General features: G+C 74.6%; 10 protein-coding genes. 4 read left to right on the top strand and 6 right to left on the bottom strand.

Annotation, left to right across the window (positions count from 1 at the left end):
* Positions 1-64: 64 nt before the first annotated feature.
* Together ACGGZK_RS06090 and ACGGZK_RS06085 are read right to left on the bottom strand one after the other, a co-directional pair.
* A complete protein-coding gene (locus ACGGZK_RS06090) occupies positions 65-550 on the bottom strand; it encodes a SixA phosphatase family protein (RefSeq protein ID WP_395245375.1) in 486 nt (161 codons plus the stop codon).
* Positions 547-1,548, bottom strand: coding sequence for an NAD-dependent epimerase/dehydratase family protein (locus ACGGZK_RS06085; RefSeq protein ID WP_395245374.1), 1,002 nt, complete (start codon positions 1,546-1,548; stop codon positions 547-549). Before ACGGZK_RS06085 ends, ACGGZK_RS06090 begins: the two co-directional genes overlap by 4 nt.
* A gap of 170 nt (positions 1,549-1,718) precedes the next feature.
* Here ACGGZK_RS06085 and ACGGZK_RS06080 point away from each other — a divergent pair, with 170 nt between their 5' ends.
* Entirely contained in the window at positions 1,719-3,869 is a 2,151-nt protein-coding gene (locus tag ACGGZK_RS06080) for a copper-translocating P-type ATPase (protein WP_395245373.1), read from the top strand.
* On the opposite strand, the gene ACGGZK_RS06075 is transcribed toward ACGGZK_RS06080, so the two are convergent.
* A complete protein-coding gene (locus ACGGZK_RS06075) occupies positions 3,830-4,540 on the bottom strand; it encodes a GntR family transcriptional regulator (protein ID WP_395245372.1) in 711 nt (236 codons plus the stop codon). The two genes, ACGGZK_RS06080 and ACGGZK_RS06075, sit on opposite strands and share 40 nt — an antisense overlap.
* A gap of 152 nt (positions 4,541-4,692) precedes the next feature.
* The gene (locus ACGGZK_RS06070; protein ID WP_395245371.1) at positions 4,693-7,917 is read right to left on the bottom strand and encodes an efflux RND transporter permease subunit; all 3,225 of its coding nucleotides are present in this window, start codon (positions 7,915-7,917) and stop codon (positions 4,693-4,695) included.
* A 218-nt stretch (positions 7,918-8,135) separates the two neighbouring features.
* On the opposite strand from ACGGZK_RS06070, the gene ACGGZK_RS06065 reads away from it, so the two are divergent.
* Both ACGGZK_RS06065 and ACGGZK_RS06060 read left to right on the top strand, forming a co-directional pair.
* Entirely contained in the window at positions 8,136-9,179 is a 1,044-nt protein-coding gene (locus ACGGZK_RS06065; protein WP_395245370.1) for a hypothetical protein, read from the top strand.
* 111 nt (positions 9,180-9,290) lie between these two features.
* A complete protein-coding gene (locus ACGGZK_RS06060) occupies positions 9,291-10,523 on the top strand; it encodes a chaplin family protein (protein WP_395245369.1) in 1,233 nt (410 codons plus the stop codon).
* An 81-nt stretch (positions 10,524-10,604) separates the two neighbouring features.
* Here the strand turns inward: ACGGZK_RS06060 and ACGGZK_RS06055 are convergent, their stop codons facing one another.
* Complete coding sequence (locus tag ACGGZK_RS06055) at positions 10,605-13,472, bottom strand: esterase-like activity of phytase family protein (protein ID WP_395245368.1); 2,868 nt, start codon at positions 13,470-13,472, stop codon at positions 10,605-10,607.
* 123 nt (positions 13,473-13,595) lie between these two features.
* A complete protein-coding gene (locus tag ACGGZK_RS06050; protein ID WP_395245367.1) occupies positions 13,596-15,038 on the bottom strand; it encodes a PLP-dependent aminotransferase family protein in 1,443 nt (480 codons plus the stop codon).
* 62 nt (positions 15,039-15,100) lie between these two features.
* Between ACGGZK_RS06050 and ACGGZK_RS06045 the strand changes: the two genes are divergently transcribed.
* Positions 15,101-15,784 carry a YitT family protein gene (locus ACGGZK_RS06045; protein ID WP_395245366.1) on the top strand — a complete coding sequence of 228 codons (684 nt, stop codon included), beginning with the start codon at positions 15,101-15,103 and terminating at the stop codon, positions 15,782-15,784.
* The last annotated feature ends 68 nt before the right edge of the window (positions 15,785-15,852 follow it).

Here is a 15,852-nt window from a genome sequence, read left to right as displayed (position 1 = left end):
CACCCCCTCGGCGGGACGGATGACCCGCGGTTCGGGACATCCGTTCGGCGGCGGGCCGCGCCGGTCAGTCCTTCGGGGTGTCGATCCGGTCGAGCACGCCGGTGCGCTCGACGAGCTCGACCCAGCGGTCGACGTCGACGCGGCACGTCGCGACGGCGCAGGTGGGCAGGTCGGTCCAGGTGCCGGTGAGCTCGCCGACGGCGTCGCTCATGCCCGGATTGTGGCCGACGACGGCCGCCACCTCGACGTCGTCGGGCAGGCCGCTCGCGACCGCGAGGATGCCACCGCCGGATGCCCCGTACAGGCGCTCGTCCTCGACGACCCGGTCGTCGGGCAGGCCGACGGCCGCCGCGATGAGGCCGGCGGTGGTGCGCGCGCGGAGCGCGGTGCTGGTGACGACGAGATCGAGCTCCACGCCGCGCTCGGCGAGGCGCCCGCCCATCGCCGGCGCGTCCTTCTCGCCCCGGTCGTTCAGCGGTCGGTCGTGGTCGGCGAGCCGCGGGTCGCCCCAGTCGGACTTGGCGTGGCGCACGAGCAGGAGCGTCTTCATGTCGCCAGCCTCGCACCATCGCGCGCCGCCCGCACCAGGTCGCGCTCCCGTCCGGCCGACAGCCCGGCGCCCCTCGCCCGGTCGAGTCCCTGCGCCCGCTCCCACGCCAGCAGGTCGGCGAGGGTCTCCTCGAGCGGCCGCAGGCGCAGGCCCGCCGCGACGGCGGCCGCGTTCGAGTGCGCCTGGAACGCCGACCACGAGGCATCCGCGATCCAGAGCGGCATCGAGTCCTCCCCCGACCACTCGGCGACGCCCTGCTCGACGAGGAAGGCGGCCGGGACGGCGACCACCTCGCCGCGCCGGCCCGCGACCTCGAGCGACGACGCGACGACGCCCGCCACCGTGTTGCGTTCGCCGACCGCGTCGAACGTGCCCGTGAGGCCCCGCTCGAGCGACCCGAGCACCCAGTCGACGAGGTCGCGCACGTCGATCAACTGCGCGGCCGCGTCGCCCAGGTCGGGCACGAGCATCGGCGCGTCGTCGCGGGCGGCGCGCGCGACGTAGTACCCGGTGCGCCCGGAGTGGTCGCCCGGACCGCCGATGAGCCCGGACCGGACGACGAGCAGGCGATCGCCGTACGCAGCGCGGTACGCGGCCTCGCAGGCGACCTTCGCCGTGCCGTAGGGGTCGTCGTCGGAGGCCCGGGTGCCCGGCTCGAGCAGCGCCGCGGTCTCGTCGGCGCCCGGCTCGTCGTGGCGGGCGTACACGTTGCCGGTGGAGATGAACACCGCCTGCCGCGTCGCCCCGGCGAGCGCGGCCGCGGCCTCCGCCGCGAACGCGGCGACGCGGGTCACGTCGATCACCGCGTCCCACGCGCGGCCCGCGACGGCCGCGTACGCATCGGGGGAGGAGCGGTCGGATGCCACGAAGCGCACGCCGTCCGCGACGGCGCCCGCCTCGCCGCGCGCGAGGCAGGTCACGTCGTGGCCGCGGGCGACCGCGGCGGCGGCGAGTTCGCGGCCGAGCCACTGCGTGCCGCCGAGGATGAGCAGGTCCATCCGGCCATCGAAGCAGGCGGGCGAGCCCAGTGTCAGGCGTGTTCGCAGTGGGCGGATCGTGGGCGGATCCGCCGGCCGGGAATGGAATCGCACCGCGGCCGGTTGTCGACACCAATACCCCCTAGGGGTATTCTCTCGCGAAGGAGAGCCGACCCGAGGAGGATCGACGCATGAGCGGCCACGAGCACCCCGAGGCGCACGCGCACCACGAGCACGACCACGGCGACCACGTCGGCGGGTTCCGCCGCCTCTTCTGGATCATGCTCGTGCTCGCCGTGCCGACGATCGCGTTCAGCCCGATGTTCGCGTCGATCCTCGGGTACCCGCTGCCCGACCTCGCGATCGTGCTGTGGATCTCGCCCGTGCTCGGCACGGTCATGTTCCTGTGGGGCGGCCGCCCGTTCCTCGAGGGGGCGTGGTCGGAGCTTCGCGCCCGCAAGCCCGGCATGATGCTGCTCATCGGCATGGCGATCACCGTCGCCTGGCTCGCCTCGCTCGGCGCGAGCGTCGGCGTGCTCGACCACCACCTCGACTTCTGGTGGGAGCTCGCGCTGCTCATCGTGATCATGCTGCTCGGCCACTGGATCGAGATGGCCTCGATCCAGCAGGCGTCGAGCGCGCTCGACGCGCTGGCCGCGCTGCTCCCCGACGAGGCCGAGCGGGTGACGGATGCCCCGGACGGCACGCCGACCGTCGAGCTCGTCGCGCCCGCCGACCTGCGCGTCGGCGACGTGGCGATCGTGCGGCCCGGCGGCCGGGTGCCCGCCGACGGCGTGGTCGTCGACGGCACGGCCGCGCTCGACGAGTCGATGATCACCGGCGAATCGGCGTCGGTGATCCGACGCCCCGGCGACCGCGTCGTGGCCGGCACCGTCGCGACGGACACCGCGATCCGCGTCCGCGTCGACGCGGTCGGCGACGACACCGCCCTGGCGGGCATTCGCCGGCTCGTGGCGCAGGCGCAGGCCTCCACCTCGCACGCCCAGCGCCTCGCCGACCGGGCGGCGGGCTGGCTGTTCTGGTTCGCGCTCGCCGCAGCGGTGCTGACCGCGATCGCCTGGACGCTCGCCGGGAGCCCCGACGACGCCGTGATGCGGACGATCACCGTGCTCGTGATCGCCTGCCCGCACGCGCTCGGCCTCGCGATCCCGCTCGTCGTGCAGATCGCGACCGAGCGAGCCGCCCGCGGCGGCGTGCTCGTCACCGATCGCCTCGCGCTCGAGACCATGCGCACCGTCGACGCGGTGCTCTTCGACAAGACCGGCACCCTGACCCGTGGCGAGCCGGCCGTGACCGACGCCGTCGCCGTGCCCGGGTTCGACCCCGACCGGGTGATCGCCCTGGCCGCGGCCGCCGAGGCCGACTCGGAGCATCCGCTCGCGAAGGCGATCGTCGCCGACGCCGCGCGGCGCGGGCTCGCCGTCCCGGCCGCCGCGGGGTTCACCGCGTCCGCCGCGATCGGCGTCCGCGCGACGGTCGACCGGCACGTCGTCGAGGTGGGCGGCCCGAACCTGCTCGCCCGCGACGGCCATGCGCCGATCCCGGCCTCGGACGGGTGGGGCGCGGCCGGCCAGACGGTGCTCCACGTCGTCGTCGACGGCTCGGTCGCCGGCGCCCTGGCCCTGGCCGACGAGGTTCGCCCCGAGTCGCGCGAGGCCGTCGACGCGCTCCGCACCCTCGGCGTGCAGGTGGTCATGATCACCGGCGACGCCGAGCCCGTCGCCCGCTCGGTCGCCGCGACGCTCGGCATCGATCGCGTGTTCGCGGGCGTGCGCCCGGAGGACAAGGCGGCCAGGGTGCGCGAGCTGCAGGCGGAAGGCCGGAAGGTGGCGATGGTCGGCGACGGCGTGAACGACGCGCCGGCGCTCGCCCAGGCCGACGTCGGCCTCGCGATCGGCGCCGGCACCGACGTCGCGATCGCCTCGGCCGGCGTCGTGCTCGCCTCGAGCGACCCGCGGTCGGTGCTGTCGGTGATCGAGCTGTCGCGGGCGACCTACCGCAAGATGACGCAGAACCTGTGGTGGGCGGCCGGGTACAACCTCGTCTCGGTACCGCTCGCCGCCGGCGTGCTCGCGCCGATCGGGTTCGTGCTGCCGATGTCGGTCGGCGCGCTGCTGATGAGCCTGTCGACCGTGGTCGTCGCCCTCAACGCGCAGCTCCTGCGCCGGCTCGACCTCGCGCCCGAGGCATCCGCTCGCGCGGTGCTCGGGAGGGCGGGCGGTGCGGACGCCGGACGCGGTGCTCGACGCAGCGGCGACGGCGGATCGGATTCGCCCGGCGCTCAGGCGCCGACGGTCAGCGTCGCCAGGTCGGGCCGGTAGCGGGCGTCGGTCAGCCCGACGGCGCGGCCGGATGCGTCGCCGGAGCGCCGGCGGTCGCGCAGCAGCGGCGTCCCGACCGCGACCCCGAGCGACTCGGCGTCGAGCCGGTTCGCGGCGACCGCGTCGACGGTGTGCCGCACCTCGGCCGGCGCCACGCCGTGGCGGGCGAGCTCGGTCGTGACCGAGCCCGAGTCGGGATCGAACCCGAACAGGTGCCGACCCACGTCGGGCGCGAAGGCCGCGCGCTCGAGCATCACCGGCCGGCCGTCGAGCATGCGGATGCGGACGAGCTCGACCACCGTGCCGCCCTCGTCGAGCCCGAGCACCCCCGCCACGGCCGACGTCGCCGGGCGACGATCGAGCGACAGGGTGCGCTGGCCCGGCGACCGCCCCTCCGAGAGCGCCCAGTCGGTGAACGACCGGCCGTCGAGGATCGGGCGGGCCGGCACGACCTTGCCCACCACCGGCGCCCGTCCGCGGCCGCCGATGACCGCGCCTTCGGCGCGGAGCGCCGCCAGCGCCCGCCGGACGGGCCCCCGGGAGGTGCCGAACTCACGGCACAGCGCGGCCTCGCTCGGCAGCGGCGTACCCTCCGCCCACTCGCCCCGCACGATGCGGTCGAGCACGGCGACCCGCACGCGCTGCGACACGGGTGCCGGCGCCATGGTCATGCTCCGAGCCTAGGAATCGGGCTCGGAGCGCCGCCGCCGCGGCGCCCGACGAACCGGTGAACTCTGGGTGAACTCCGGCTCCGGGCGCCGCGGCGACGACGTGCGGTGGGGGTGCGTCGGGTGTGCGGGACTCGGGGCCCGCCGCCCGGGGGCTACTCCACCGTGGCCGTGGCCGAATCGGCCGGGGCGACCGGGGCATCCGGTCCCTCGACCGGGCGCGTGCCCGAGGCATCCGCCCCGCCCTGCTTCCGGAGGCGACGACGCTCGCGCGCGCCCTCCACCAGGTTGTAGAGCGTCGGCAGCACCACGAGGGTGAGCACGGTCGACGACACCAGGCCGCCGATCACGACGAGCGCCAGCGGCTGCGAGATGAAGCCCGAGTGCCCGGTGATGCCGAGCGCCATCGGCAGCAGCGCGAAGATCGTCGCCAGCGCCGTCATGAGGATCGGCCGGAGACGGCGTGAGGCGCCGTGCAGCAGCGCGTCACGCACGGTCATGCCGCGGTCGCGGTACTGGTTCACCAGGTCGACGAGCACGATCGCGTTCGTCACCACGATGCCGATCAGCATGAGCACGCCGACGAGCGAGGCGACGCCGAGCGGGATGCCCGTGATCACCTGGAGGGCGATCGCGCCGGTCGCCGCGAACGGCACCGAGACGAGCAGCAGCAGCGGCTGCAGGAGCGAGCGGAACGTCGCCACCATCACGATGTAGACGATCAGGATCGCCGCCAGCAGCGCGAGGCCGAGCTGCGAGAACGCCTCGCCCTGGTCGCTCGAGACGCCGCCGAGCGACGCGCTCGTCCCGGCGGGCAGGTCGGCGTCCGCGATCGCCGCGGTCACGGCCGCGTTCGCCGTGCCCAGGTCGTCGCCCGCCGGCGTCGCCGTCACCGTGGCGCTGCGCAGGCCCTGCACGGTCGTCACGGACGCCGGTCCGTCGACCGTCTCGACCGTGGCGAGGCTGTCGAGCCGCACCAGGCCCGTCGGGGTCGGCACCTGCAGCGCGCTCAGCTCCTCGACTGAGGCCGGCGGGTTGTCGGCGGCGAGGTAGATCGTGAGGGTCTGCTCGTCGATGACGACCGAGCCACCCGGCTGGGGCTGCATCGCGGCCGAGACGTACCCGCCGAGCGCGACCTCGCTGAAGCCGGCCGCGGCCGCCGCGGTGCGATCCACCTCGACGGCGACGTACGGGCGCGCCTCCGACAGGTTCGAGGTGACCTGGCTCACCGAGTCGACGCCCTGGAGCTCCTCGATGATCGCGTCGGTGGCGGCTTGCAGGTCCTCCGCGTTCGACGCGGTGATGTCGACCTCGATGTCGTTCGAGGCGCCGAAGCCGCTCGACGCCGCGAGGGTGATCTCGCCCGCGTCCTCGATGTCGTCGAGCTCCGCGCGCACCTCAGCCTGGAGCGCGTCCTGGTCGACGCTCTCATCGGTCGTGACCGAGTAGGTCACCGTCGAGCTGCCGCCGCCGAACACGGCCTGGAGGCCCCGCCCGCCGGAGCCGATCGAGGTCTGCACCGTCTCGATGCCCTCGGTGTCGAGCAGCACCTGCTCGACCTCGTCGGAGGCCGCGTCCATCGCGTCGAGGCTCGTGCCGACCGGCAGCTCCTGCGTCACCTGGAACGTGTTCTGGCCCGACGACCCGAGGAAGTTCGTCTTCATGAACGGCACCAGCGCGAGCGTGCCGCCGAGCACCAGCACCGAGAGCAGGAGCGTGACGACGCTGTGCTTCAGCGTCCACTCGATGATCGGCAGGTAGCCGCGCTGCAGGCGCGACGGGTGCTCGAGCTCGTCGGCGTCGGCCTTCGGCGCGGCCGACGAGTCGTCGACGAACGCGGCCGCGGCGGCCTCGCCGGCCTCGTCGTGCTTGTGCAGCTTCGCCGGCTTCAGCAGCCAGTACGCGAGCACCGGCACGATCGTCAGCGACACCAGCAGCGACGCCAGCAGCGCGATCGTCACGGTCAGCGAGAACGGCCGGAAGAGCTCGCCGGTGACGCCCTCGACGAGCGCGATCGGCAGGAAGACCGCGACGGTGGTGATCGTCGACGCGGTGATCGCGCCGGCGACCTCCTTGACCGCGCGCACGATCGTCGAGCCCTTGTCGACGCCCGCGACGAGGTGCCGCTTGATGTTCTCGATGACGACGATCGAGTCGTCGACGACGCGGCCGATCGCGATCGTGAGCGCGCCGAGGGTCAGGATGTTCAGCGTGTAGTCGGCCGCCTGGAGGCCGATGAAGGTGATGAGCACCGAGGTCGGGATCGAGATCGCCGTGACCAACGTCGCCCGCACCGACATGAGGAAGATCAGGATCACGATCACCGCGAACGCGAGGCCCAGCAGGCCCTCGGTCGCGAGCGACTCGATCGACTGCTCGATGTAGGGGGCCTGGTCGAACACGACCGTGAACGTCGCACCCGGGTTCGTCGTGCTGAGCGACGCCTCGAGGTCGGGCAGCAGCGCCTTCACCTCGTTCGAGACCTCGACCGTGTTCGCGCTCGGCAGCTTCGTGACCGAGATCGTGAGCGCCGGCTCGCCGTTCACCCGCGAGATGCTCGTGACCGGGTTCTCGGTCAGCTCGACGGTCGCGACATCCGCGATCGTGGCCTCGACGGGCTGGTCGGTGACGGGCGAGGCGCCGCCGATGATCGGCAGGGCGGCGATGTCGTCGACGCTGCCGAGCCGGGTGCCGGTCTGCACGGCGAAGGTGGAGTCGCCCTCGGTGATCGTCCCGGCCGGGATGAGCAGGCCGTTCTGCTGGAGCGCGTCGCGGATCGCCTGCTGCGAGAGGCCGATCGCGGCGAGCTTCGCGGGGTCGGGCGTGATGGTGACGCGCTGGCCGACGTCGCCGACGAGGCTCGCCTGGCGCACGCCGTCGATGTCGTTGATCTCGCCCAGCGTCGTGCGGGTGAGCTCGTCGGAGAGCGTGCTGGTGTCGTCGACGCCGGTTACGGCGACCGCGATGACGGGCAGGTCGCTCAGCGAGAACGCGATGACCTGCGGGTCGACGTCGTCGGGCAGGTCGCTCGAGATGCGGTTCACGGCCGACAGCAGCTTCTGCTCGGCGAACGCGAGGTCGGTGCCGTAGGTGAAGCTCGCGGTGACGCGCGAGACGCCCGTCGAGCTGGTCGTCGTGGTCGACTCGAGGCCGGTGATGCCCTGGATGGCGGTCTCGATCGGGGTCGAGACGTCCGTGTTCACGATGTCGGGCGACGCGCCCGGGTAGCTCGTCACGATCGACAGCTGCGGGAACTCGATCGAGGGCGCGAGCTCCTGCTTGAGGCTGGTCAGCGAGATGCCGCCGAAGATCGCCACCACGATCGTCACGAGCGCGATGAGCGCGCGGTTCTTCATGGACAGCTTCGCCAGCAGGTGCATGGGCTCGATTCTCGCAGGACGGAACCCTCCGGATGTCACGGGATGCTGGGAGTCCCGGGCCTTCGAGCGGCCCGCGACCGGGTCGAACGCGGCTGCGATGGGGCGGTGAGCGGATGTCCCGACCCGCCGGACGCAAGGGCTGCGCCGTTCCCCCGCGGGACGATATGGTCCGAACAGACTTGGGGGGGTGATCGCCGATGGAGGCTGGGACGCGTTCGATGCGTCGTGCGGCGCTCCGCTACGCCCTCCTCGGCGCCGCCGGCTCCGCCCTCTGGCTGGCCCTGGGGCTCGCCGCCGGAGCCGGGAGCGCCTCGGCCGACGAATCCGACGGCCGGGGCCTGCTCGGCGCGGTCGGTGGCGTGCTCGGCGGCGTCGCCGAGACGACCGATGCCGTGGGCGACGGCCTGGGCGGCCTCGTACAGGGCGTGCTCTCCCCGGTGGGCGCGGTGCTCGCGCCGGTCGCTGCGCAGGCGCCCGCGCCGGTCGCCGACGCGGGCGAGGCGGCGAACGTCGTGGTCGACGGCACCGTCGGCACGGCGAACGCCGTCGTCGACGCCGTCGACGCGACCGCGGGCGCCGTCGTCGAGGGCGTGGCCGATCCGGTGGGCGACCTCGCCGGCTCCGGCGCGATCGGCACGATCGTCGACCCCGTGGCCGACGGGCTCGACTCGGTCGTCGGCAGCGTGCCCGTCGCCGGGTCGGTGGTCGGCGCCGTGGCGCCCGACGGCCTGCTCGGCTCGGTGCTGCACCCGGTGACCGCGGCCTTGGACGCCACGCTCGGCACGGTGGTCGGCACACTCGGGCCGCTGCCCGACGGCGGCGTGCTGCCGACCCTGCCCTCGATCCCGCTGCTGCCCGACCCTGATGCCGGCGTCGTCGATCCGTCTCCGCCGGCCACGGACGCGCCGCCCGGCGCCCGGCCGCCCACGACCGCGGCGACGGGTCCGCCAGACCTGCCGAACGGTTCCGGTGCGCCGCCCGGCACCGCGTCCTCGCACTCCATCGCAGGCCCCGCCGTCGGCGCGGCGCCGCCCGTGGCGCCGCCCACCGGCACGCCGTTCGGCGCCCCCGCCGGCCCCGCCGCGCCCGGCGGCGCCGGCTCGTCCGGTTCCGCGGGCGCCGCAGGCGGGGCATCCGGCTCGGCCTCCGACTCGATCTCCGGCTCGCCCGCGCTCGACCTCGGGGTCGCTCGGGCCACCGGCGCGGCCGGCGACGATCTGCCGTCGTCGCCGGTGTTCGACACCGACACCACTCCGGACTGACGGGGACCCTCCGCGGCCGCGCCGCTGCGCCTTCGGCGCGCGCACGGCAGCGGAACCGGTCATCGCTCCCTGCCCGGGAGCACCAACCCGTACCAAGTCAGGAGACACATCATGGACCTCAAGCGGTTCGCCACGAGGGCGCTGTACGCGACCCTCCTCACCGGGGGGCTCACGCTCCTCGGCGCCGGCGTCGCCAACGCTGCGGAGACGAGCGGCGACGACGGCATCCTGTCGGGCACGCAGCTCGGCATCTCGATCGACCTGCCGATCACGGTGTCCGGCAACGGCATCTCGGTGCTCGGCGACGCGTCGTCGACGGATGCCTCGACCGGCAGCCCTGCCGCGACCGGCGCCCCGGCCCCGGCCGCCGTCACCGGCGGGGACGACAGCCTCGGCTCGGGCACGCAGGCACTCGTCGACGTGTCGGTGCCGATCACGATCGGCGGCAACGCGATCAGCGTGCTCGGCGACGCGACGTCGGACGGGGCGGCGACTGCCCCGGCCGCGGCGGCTCCGGCTCCGGCGGCTCCGGCGGCTTCGCCGGACGCACCGGCCGCGACGACGAGCGGCGATGACTCGCTGCTCGGCGCCACGCAGGCGCTGGTCGACATGTCGGTGCCGGTGACGATCGGCGGCAACGCGATCAGCGTGATCGGCGACAGCGAGTCGACGGATGCCTCGACCGCGGCCGGCACGGCCGGCCCCGGAACCGGCTCCGGGGCGGGCACCGCCGGCTCGGCGCCCTCGACCAGCGGCGACGACTCGCTGCTCGGCGGCACGCAGGTCGTCGGCGACATCGTCGCCCCGATCCTCGTCGGCGGCAACGCGATCAGCGTGATCGGCGACAGCGCGTCGACGGATGCCTCGACCGAGGCCGGCACGGCCGGCACGGCCGGGACTGGGGCGGGCACCGGCGGCGCGGCGCCCGCGACCGGCGGCGACGACTCGGTGCTCGGCGGCACGCAGCTGCTGCCGATGATCTCGCTGCCGATCACGGTCGGCGGGAACGCGATCAGCGTCATCGGCGACACCCGGAGCGACGGCTCGACGGCGGGCGCGGACCAGGTCGACCCGACCGATCCGACGTTTCCGACCGATCCCGCCGACCCGGGCGACCCGGCGGTTCCCGGTACGCCGGGTGACGGAACCGATGGCGCGGATGCCTCCGAGGGCGGCTCGTCCGTCGCCGGGTCCGGCTCGGTGGCCGTGATCGCCGCGGGCGATGACGAGGCGGCGTCGCTCGCCTCGACGGGCGTCGAGACGGGCACCGCCGGGCTCGCCGCCCTCGCGGTGCTGGCCGGCCTCGTGCTGGTCGGCCTGCGGCGGTTCGCCGTCCGTCGCTGAGACGACGACGGCCCGGGCCATTCGGCCCGGGCCGTCGTGCTGCGGGTCGCCCCGCTGCGGGTGTCACCCCGCGTGCCGACCTCAGCCCAGGTCGGCCGAGCCGGCCCGCACCGCGCGGCGACGACGCATCCCGACGACGACCGCGCCCGCGCCGAGCACGACGATCGCGGCAGCGAGGGCGGCGATCCAGCCGGCCTCGACGCCGGTGTCAGCGAGGCCGTCGCCGGCCGCGGTGCCCGAGGCGGGCACCGCGGTGACCGTGAGGGCCGCCGACACCTCGGCCTCGCCGGCGATCGCGACGAGCGCGTGGGTGCCCGCCGGCGTCGACGCCGGGATGGTCGCGATGAACGACAGCGAGCCGTCGGACGCGGCGGTAGCTTGGCCGAGCGACACGGGGTCGCTGCGCAGCTCGAAGCGCACGGCCTCGCCCGGTGCGAACCCGCTGCCCGCGACGACGACCGTGCCGCCCGCGACGACCGAGGTCGCCCCGAGGGTGATGGCCGGTCCGTCGCCCTCGCCGGGCTCCTCGCCCGGGCCCTCGCCGCCGGCGTCGGGGAACGCCGCGGAGGCGGCGCCGAGGCGGAGGAACACCGTCTCGCCCGTGGCATCCACCAGGCCGTCGTTGTCGGTGATCGCGTAGAGCTGCCCGTCGGCGGCGACCGCGAAGCCCTCGAGCTTCTCCTGCGTCCAGCCGTTCGTGGCGCGCAGCTTCGGCAGCACGTCGATCGCGGTGCGCTTCTCGAGCACCTGCAGCGGGGCGCCGGCCTCGGGGTCCTCGGCGGGGACCTCGACCGTGGTGATCCGCTTGACGGCGGCGGCCGGGCCGTTCAGCTTGTCGCGCTCGATGAGGGCGAGGGTGTCGTCGTCGATCGCGGTGATCTCCGAGAGGCCGAGCCAGTCGCCGGCGGCCGTGGTGTGCTCGAGGCGGTAGCCGAACCAGGTCCACTCGCCGCTCGCACGGTCGTAGCGGCCGATGCGGGTGACGTCGTCGCCGTCGACCGTGCCGGCCGCGGCGTTCGCCGGGTCGGTCCAGAGCGGGCGCTGGATCGCGACCCAGACGCGCTCCTCGTCGCCCTCGCCGGTCACCGTGACGCCCTCGAGTCCCCACTTGCCGATGTGCGCGGAGACGTCGGCGGGCAGCGAGACCTTCTCGACGATCGCGCCGTCGACGTCGGTGCGCACGAGCTGGTTCGCCGGGCCGGTCGCGCCCTCGAGCGCGAGCCAGAACCCGCCCTCGCGGGCCACCGCGACGCCCTCGATGTCGAGCGTGACGGGCGCGCCCGCGTCGGTCACGCGGATCGCCTCGGTGATGCGGGCGGGCGTCGAGGCGACGTCGACCGCGTAGACCGTGCTCGGCGAGACGGCGACGTCGCTGGCCGCCCAGATGCGGTCGGCGTCGTCGGGGTCGCCGGCGAGGGCGCCGAGCGCCTGCCAGCCGATCGGGGCCCCCGCATCGTCGAGGTCGGAGACGATGCTCGGGCCGCCGGTCGCACCGGTCGCGCCCGGAGCACCGGTCGCAGCGGCCGCGCCGCCGAACTCGAACACGTTCACCGACGCGCGCACGTTCGCCGACGCCTTGTCGGTCTCGCTCGAGACGATGAGCAGGTCGCGCTCGGGCACGGGCAGGATGCCCTCGGGGCCGTTCGTGGTGAACAGTACCTGCTCGAAGGCGGGCGCGGCCGGGTCGGTCACGTCGTAGACGGCGACGAAGTTGCTGCGCTCGCTCGCGACGAACGCGTACGTCGTGCCGCCGAACTCGGCGACCGCGAGGCCCTCGGGCTCGGAGCCCTTCTTGCCGGCGCGGTCGTCGTTGTAGACGCCGTGCTGCGCGGCGAGGCGCTCGAACGAGTTGCCCGCGTCCCAGACGACGCCGCCGGTGGTCGCGTCGAAGACGGTCCAGCCGCGGGTGCCGCCCTTCCAGTCGCCCTCGTTCGCGGTGGCGAGGCGGTCGTCGCCGATCCAGGCGATCGCGTCGGGCTCGCGCGGCGAGGACTTCAGCGACCCGGTCAGGTCGATCTTCTTGTCCTTCTTCACGTCGACGCCGTCGACCGCGACGGACCCGGCCGAGAAGGCGCGGGCGACCTCGCGGGTCTCGAGGTCGATGATGGCGATGCCGTTGTTCTCCTGGAGCGTCACGGCGAGCTGGTTCCGCGAGTTGATCGTGACGTACTCGGGCTCGGGGTCCTCCGGGGTGTCCCAGCCGGCGGCCGCGACGACCGGGATCGGCGCGCCCGCGTCGTCGAGGAACGACACGGCGTCGACGGTCCAGGTCGCCGGGTCGGCGGCGTCGACGCCGTCGCCGTCGCCGGAGAGGCCGAGCACCTGCACGAAGCCCCCCGGCAGCTGCGGCAGGTCGCCCTCGTCGCCGCCCTCGGGGGTCGCCTCCTCGTCACGCTGGTTCTCCATCGCGATCGCCGCGAAGCGGCCGTCCTTCGAGATCGCGATCGAGTCGGGCTGCCCGCCGAGGTCGATGGAGCGGACGACGCTGCGGTCGCTCGCGCGCAGCACGTCGAGCCGGCCCTTCGGATTCACGAAGTCGCCGCCGGTCTCGTCGATGACCACGAGGACGAAGTCGCCGTAGGCGGCGACCGACGTGGGCTGGTCGTCGGCGTGGCCGAGCTCGGCGAGTTCGACGGTGCCGGTGCCCTCCGGGACGCTCGGGTCGGTGACGTCGACGAACCCGATCCGCTTGCCGAGCGCGTCGGTGTAGACGACGGTGCCGTCCGCCGTGATCGTCGAGATCTCGGCGACCGTCTCGGCGGCCGGGTCGACGCCCTCGGGCACGTTCTGGAAGACCGGGTAGGTCGCCGTGCGGCTGAAGGCGGATCCGGGCGCGGTCGGCGTCGGCGCGTCACCGGCCGCGAAGGCCGGCGCAGCCGCGGCACCCGCGCCGGCGGCGAGGATCGAGGCCACGGCGAGCGCGGCGAGGGACAGGGGGCGGGCAGGCATGGGCACACTCCGGTGGGGTCGATGCGAGGATCGCCGCCAGCGTCCCGGCCGGATGCGACGCGGCGGTGGCGCGTCGGTGAACGCCCCACCCCCGCGCGGTGAACGGATGCCGCGCCCCGCGCGTCACACCACGTCGGCGAGCAGCCCGGGGTCGGCGACGGGCGCACCCGACAGCGTCCGCCACGCCCGCGCGAGCGCGGCGACGGAGGCGTCGAGCACGTCGACGGGCGAGCAGAACGGCAGCCGCAGGAACCGCTCGAACGCCCCGTCGATGCCGAAGCGCGGCCCGGCGGCGACGATGAGCCCCTGCGTGCGCGCCGCGAGGGCGAGCTGCGAGCTGATCGGTGCGCCGAGGCCGACCCAGGTCGCGATGCCGCCGTCGACGTGCGGCACGTGCCAGTCGGGGAGCGCGTCGGCGAGGAGCGACTCGAGGTGGTCTCGGCCGGTGCGGAGCTGGGCGCTGCGGAAGGCGATCACCTCGTCCATCCGCTCGAGGGCGCGGGCGACGATGAGCTGGTCGAGGATGGGCGTGCCGAGGTCGCCCGGCGGGCGCACCGCGAGGAGCTTCCGCAGCAGGGGCCGCTCGGCTCGGATCCAGCCGATGCGCAGGCCGCCCCAGATGGTCTTGCCGACCGAGCCCACGAGCACGGCGTCGCCGTACGCCGCCATCGGCAGGAGGGTGTCGGCGCGATCGATGTCGAGCTCGGCGGTCGTCTCGTCGGCGACGACGACGGTGCCCTGGCGTGCGGCGGCGTCGAGCACGCGCTCGCGCGCCTCGGCCGAGAGCGACCGGCCGGTGGGGTTCTGGAAGTCGGGCATGAGGTACGCGATGGACGGATTGGCATGCCCGAAGGTGCGCACGAGCGCCTCGACGTCATCGGCCGCCGCGACGTCCCCGAGGTCGGCGGGGCTCGCGGGCGCGCCGACGAGCCGCGCCCCGGCGGCGCGCAGCGCCTCGTAGGCGTGCGGGTAGGTGGGCGCCTCGATGACCGCCCGGTCGCCGCGCCCGACGACGGCGCGCGACAGCAGGGCGATCGCGTGCTGGGCGCCGATGGTGACCATGACCTGGTCGGGGTCGGTCGGCAGGCCCCGCGCGGTGTAGCGGGCCGCGATCGCCTCGCGGAGCTCGGGCAGCCCGACCGGGTCGTACCCGGCGTCGCCGAGGTGGCGGGGCAGGTCCTCGGCCGCGGCGCGGGCGAGGTCGGCCAGCCAGGGCAGCGCGGGCGGCGCCGCCTTCGAGAGGTCGACGTGCGCGCCCGCCAGCGGCGCCGGGAGGATCGCGGGCGCACCGGGCAGGCGGGCCACGCTGCCGGACCCGCGCACGCTGTGCAGGTGGCCCTGCTCGCGGAGTCGCCCGTAGGCGGCGGTCACCGTCGCCCGGCTGACCTGGAGCCGTTCGGCGAGGTCGCGCTCGGCCGGCAGCCGCGTGTCGACGGGGATGCGGCCGTCGATGACGAGCAGGCGGATGCGCTCGGCGAGCGCGCCGTAGACGGTGTCGTCGGATGCCCCGCGCCACTCCCCGAGCAGGGTGTCGAGTGCGCGGGCGCTGAGTGCGGCGTCTCCCATGCAGGCCACTTTATGCCGATTGGCCTGTTGGCGACAGGCCAATCATGGAATTGGATGGCTTCATGCCTCGCCGCCTCGCCTCGTTCGACGATCCCGCGCCACTCCTCGCGCGCCGCCTCGCCCAGCTCCTCGTCGGGCTGTTCCTCTACGGGTTCGGCATCGCCATGATCGTGCGCGCCGACCTCGGCAGCGCCCCCTGGGACGTCCTGACGCAGGGCATCGTCGAGCAGACCGGCCTCGGCTTCGGGCTGATCGTGATCATCACGAGCGGCATCGTGCTGCTGTTCTGGATCCCGTTGCGCCAGCGACCGGGCTTCGGCACGCTGATGAACGCCCTCCTCGTGGGGCCGGCGGCCGATATCGGCTTCCTGCTCATCCCCGAGGGCCTCGACCTCTGGGTGCGCATCCTGCTGCTGCCCGCGGGCGTCCTCATGGTCGGGTTCGCGAGCGGCCTGTACATCGGCGCCGACTTCGGCCCCGGCCCGCGCGACGGCCTGATGACCGGCATCCACCGCCGCACGGGCTGGCCGATCTGGGTCGGCCGCACCGCGGTGGAGGTCTCGGTCGTGATCGTCGGCTGGCTGCTCGGCGGCGTCGTCGGCGTCGGCACCGTGCTCTTCGCCCTCACGATCGGCCCGGTGTGCGGCTGGATGATGCCGCGCCTGCGCATCCGTCGCGCGAAGGAGCGCGCTGCGGCGGCCGCGCGCGAGACGCGGGCGTCCGCGGCGGCGGCGCTGGTCGAGTAGGCGCCGGCGGTCGAGTAGGCGCCGGCGGTCGAGCCTGTCGAAACCCGTGGTTTCGACAGGCTCAACCA

The organism is Agromyces sp. MMS24-K17 (genome assembly GCF_043950245.1).
In the GTDB taxonomy this organism is placed as follows: Bacteria; Actinomycetota; Actinomycetes; order Actinomycetales; family Microbacteriaceae; genus Agromyces.
The sequence above is the reverse complement of the archived record's forward strand: the minus strand, read 5'-3'. Positions and strand labels throughout refer to the sequence as shown.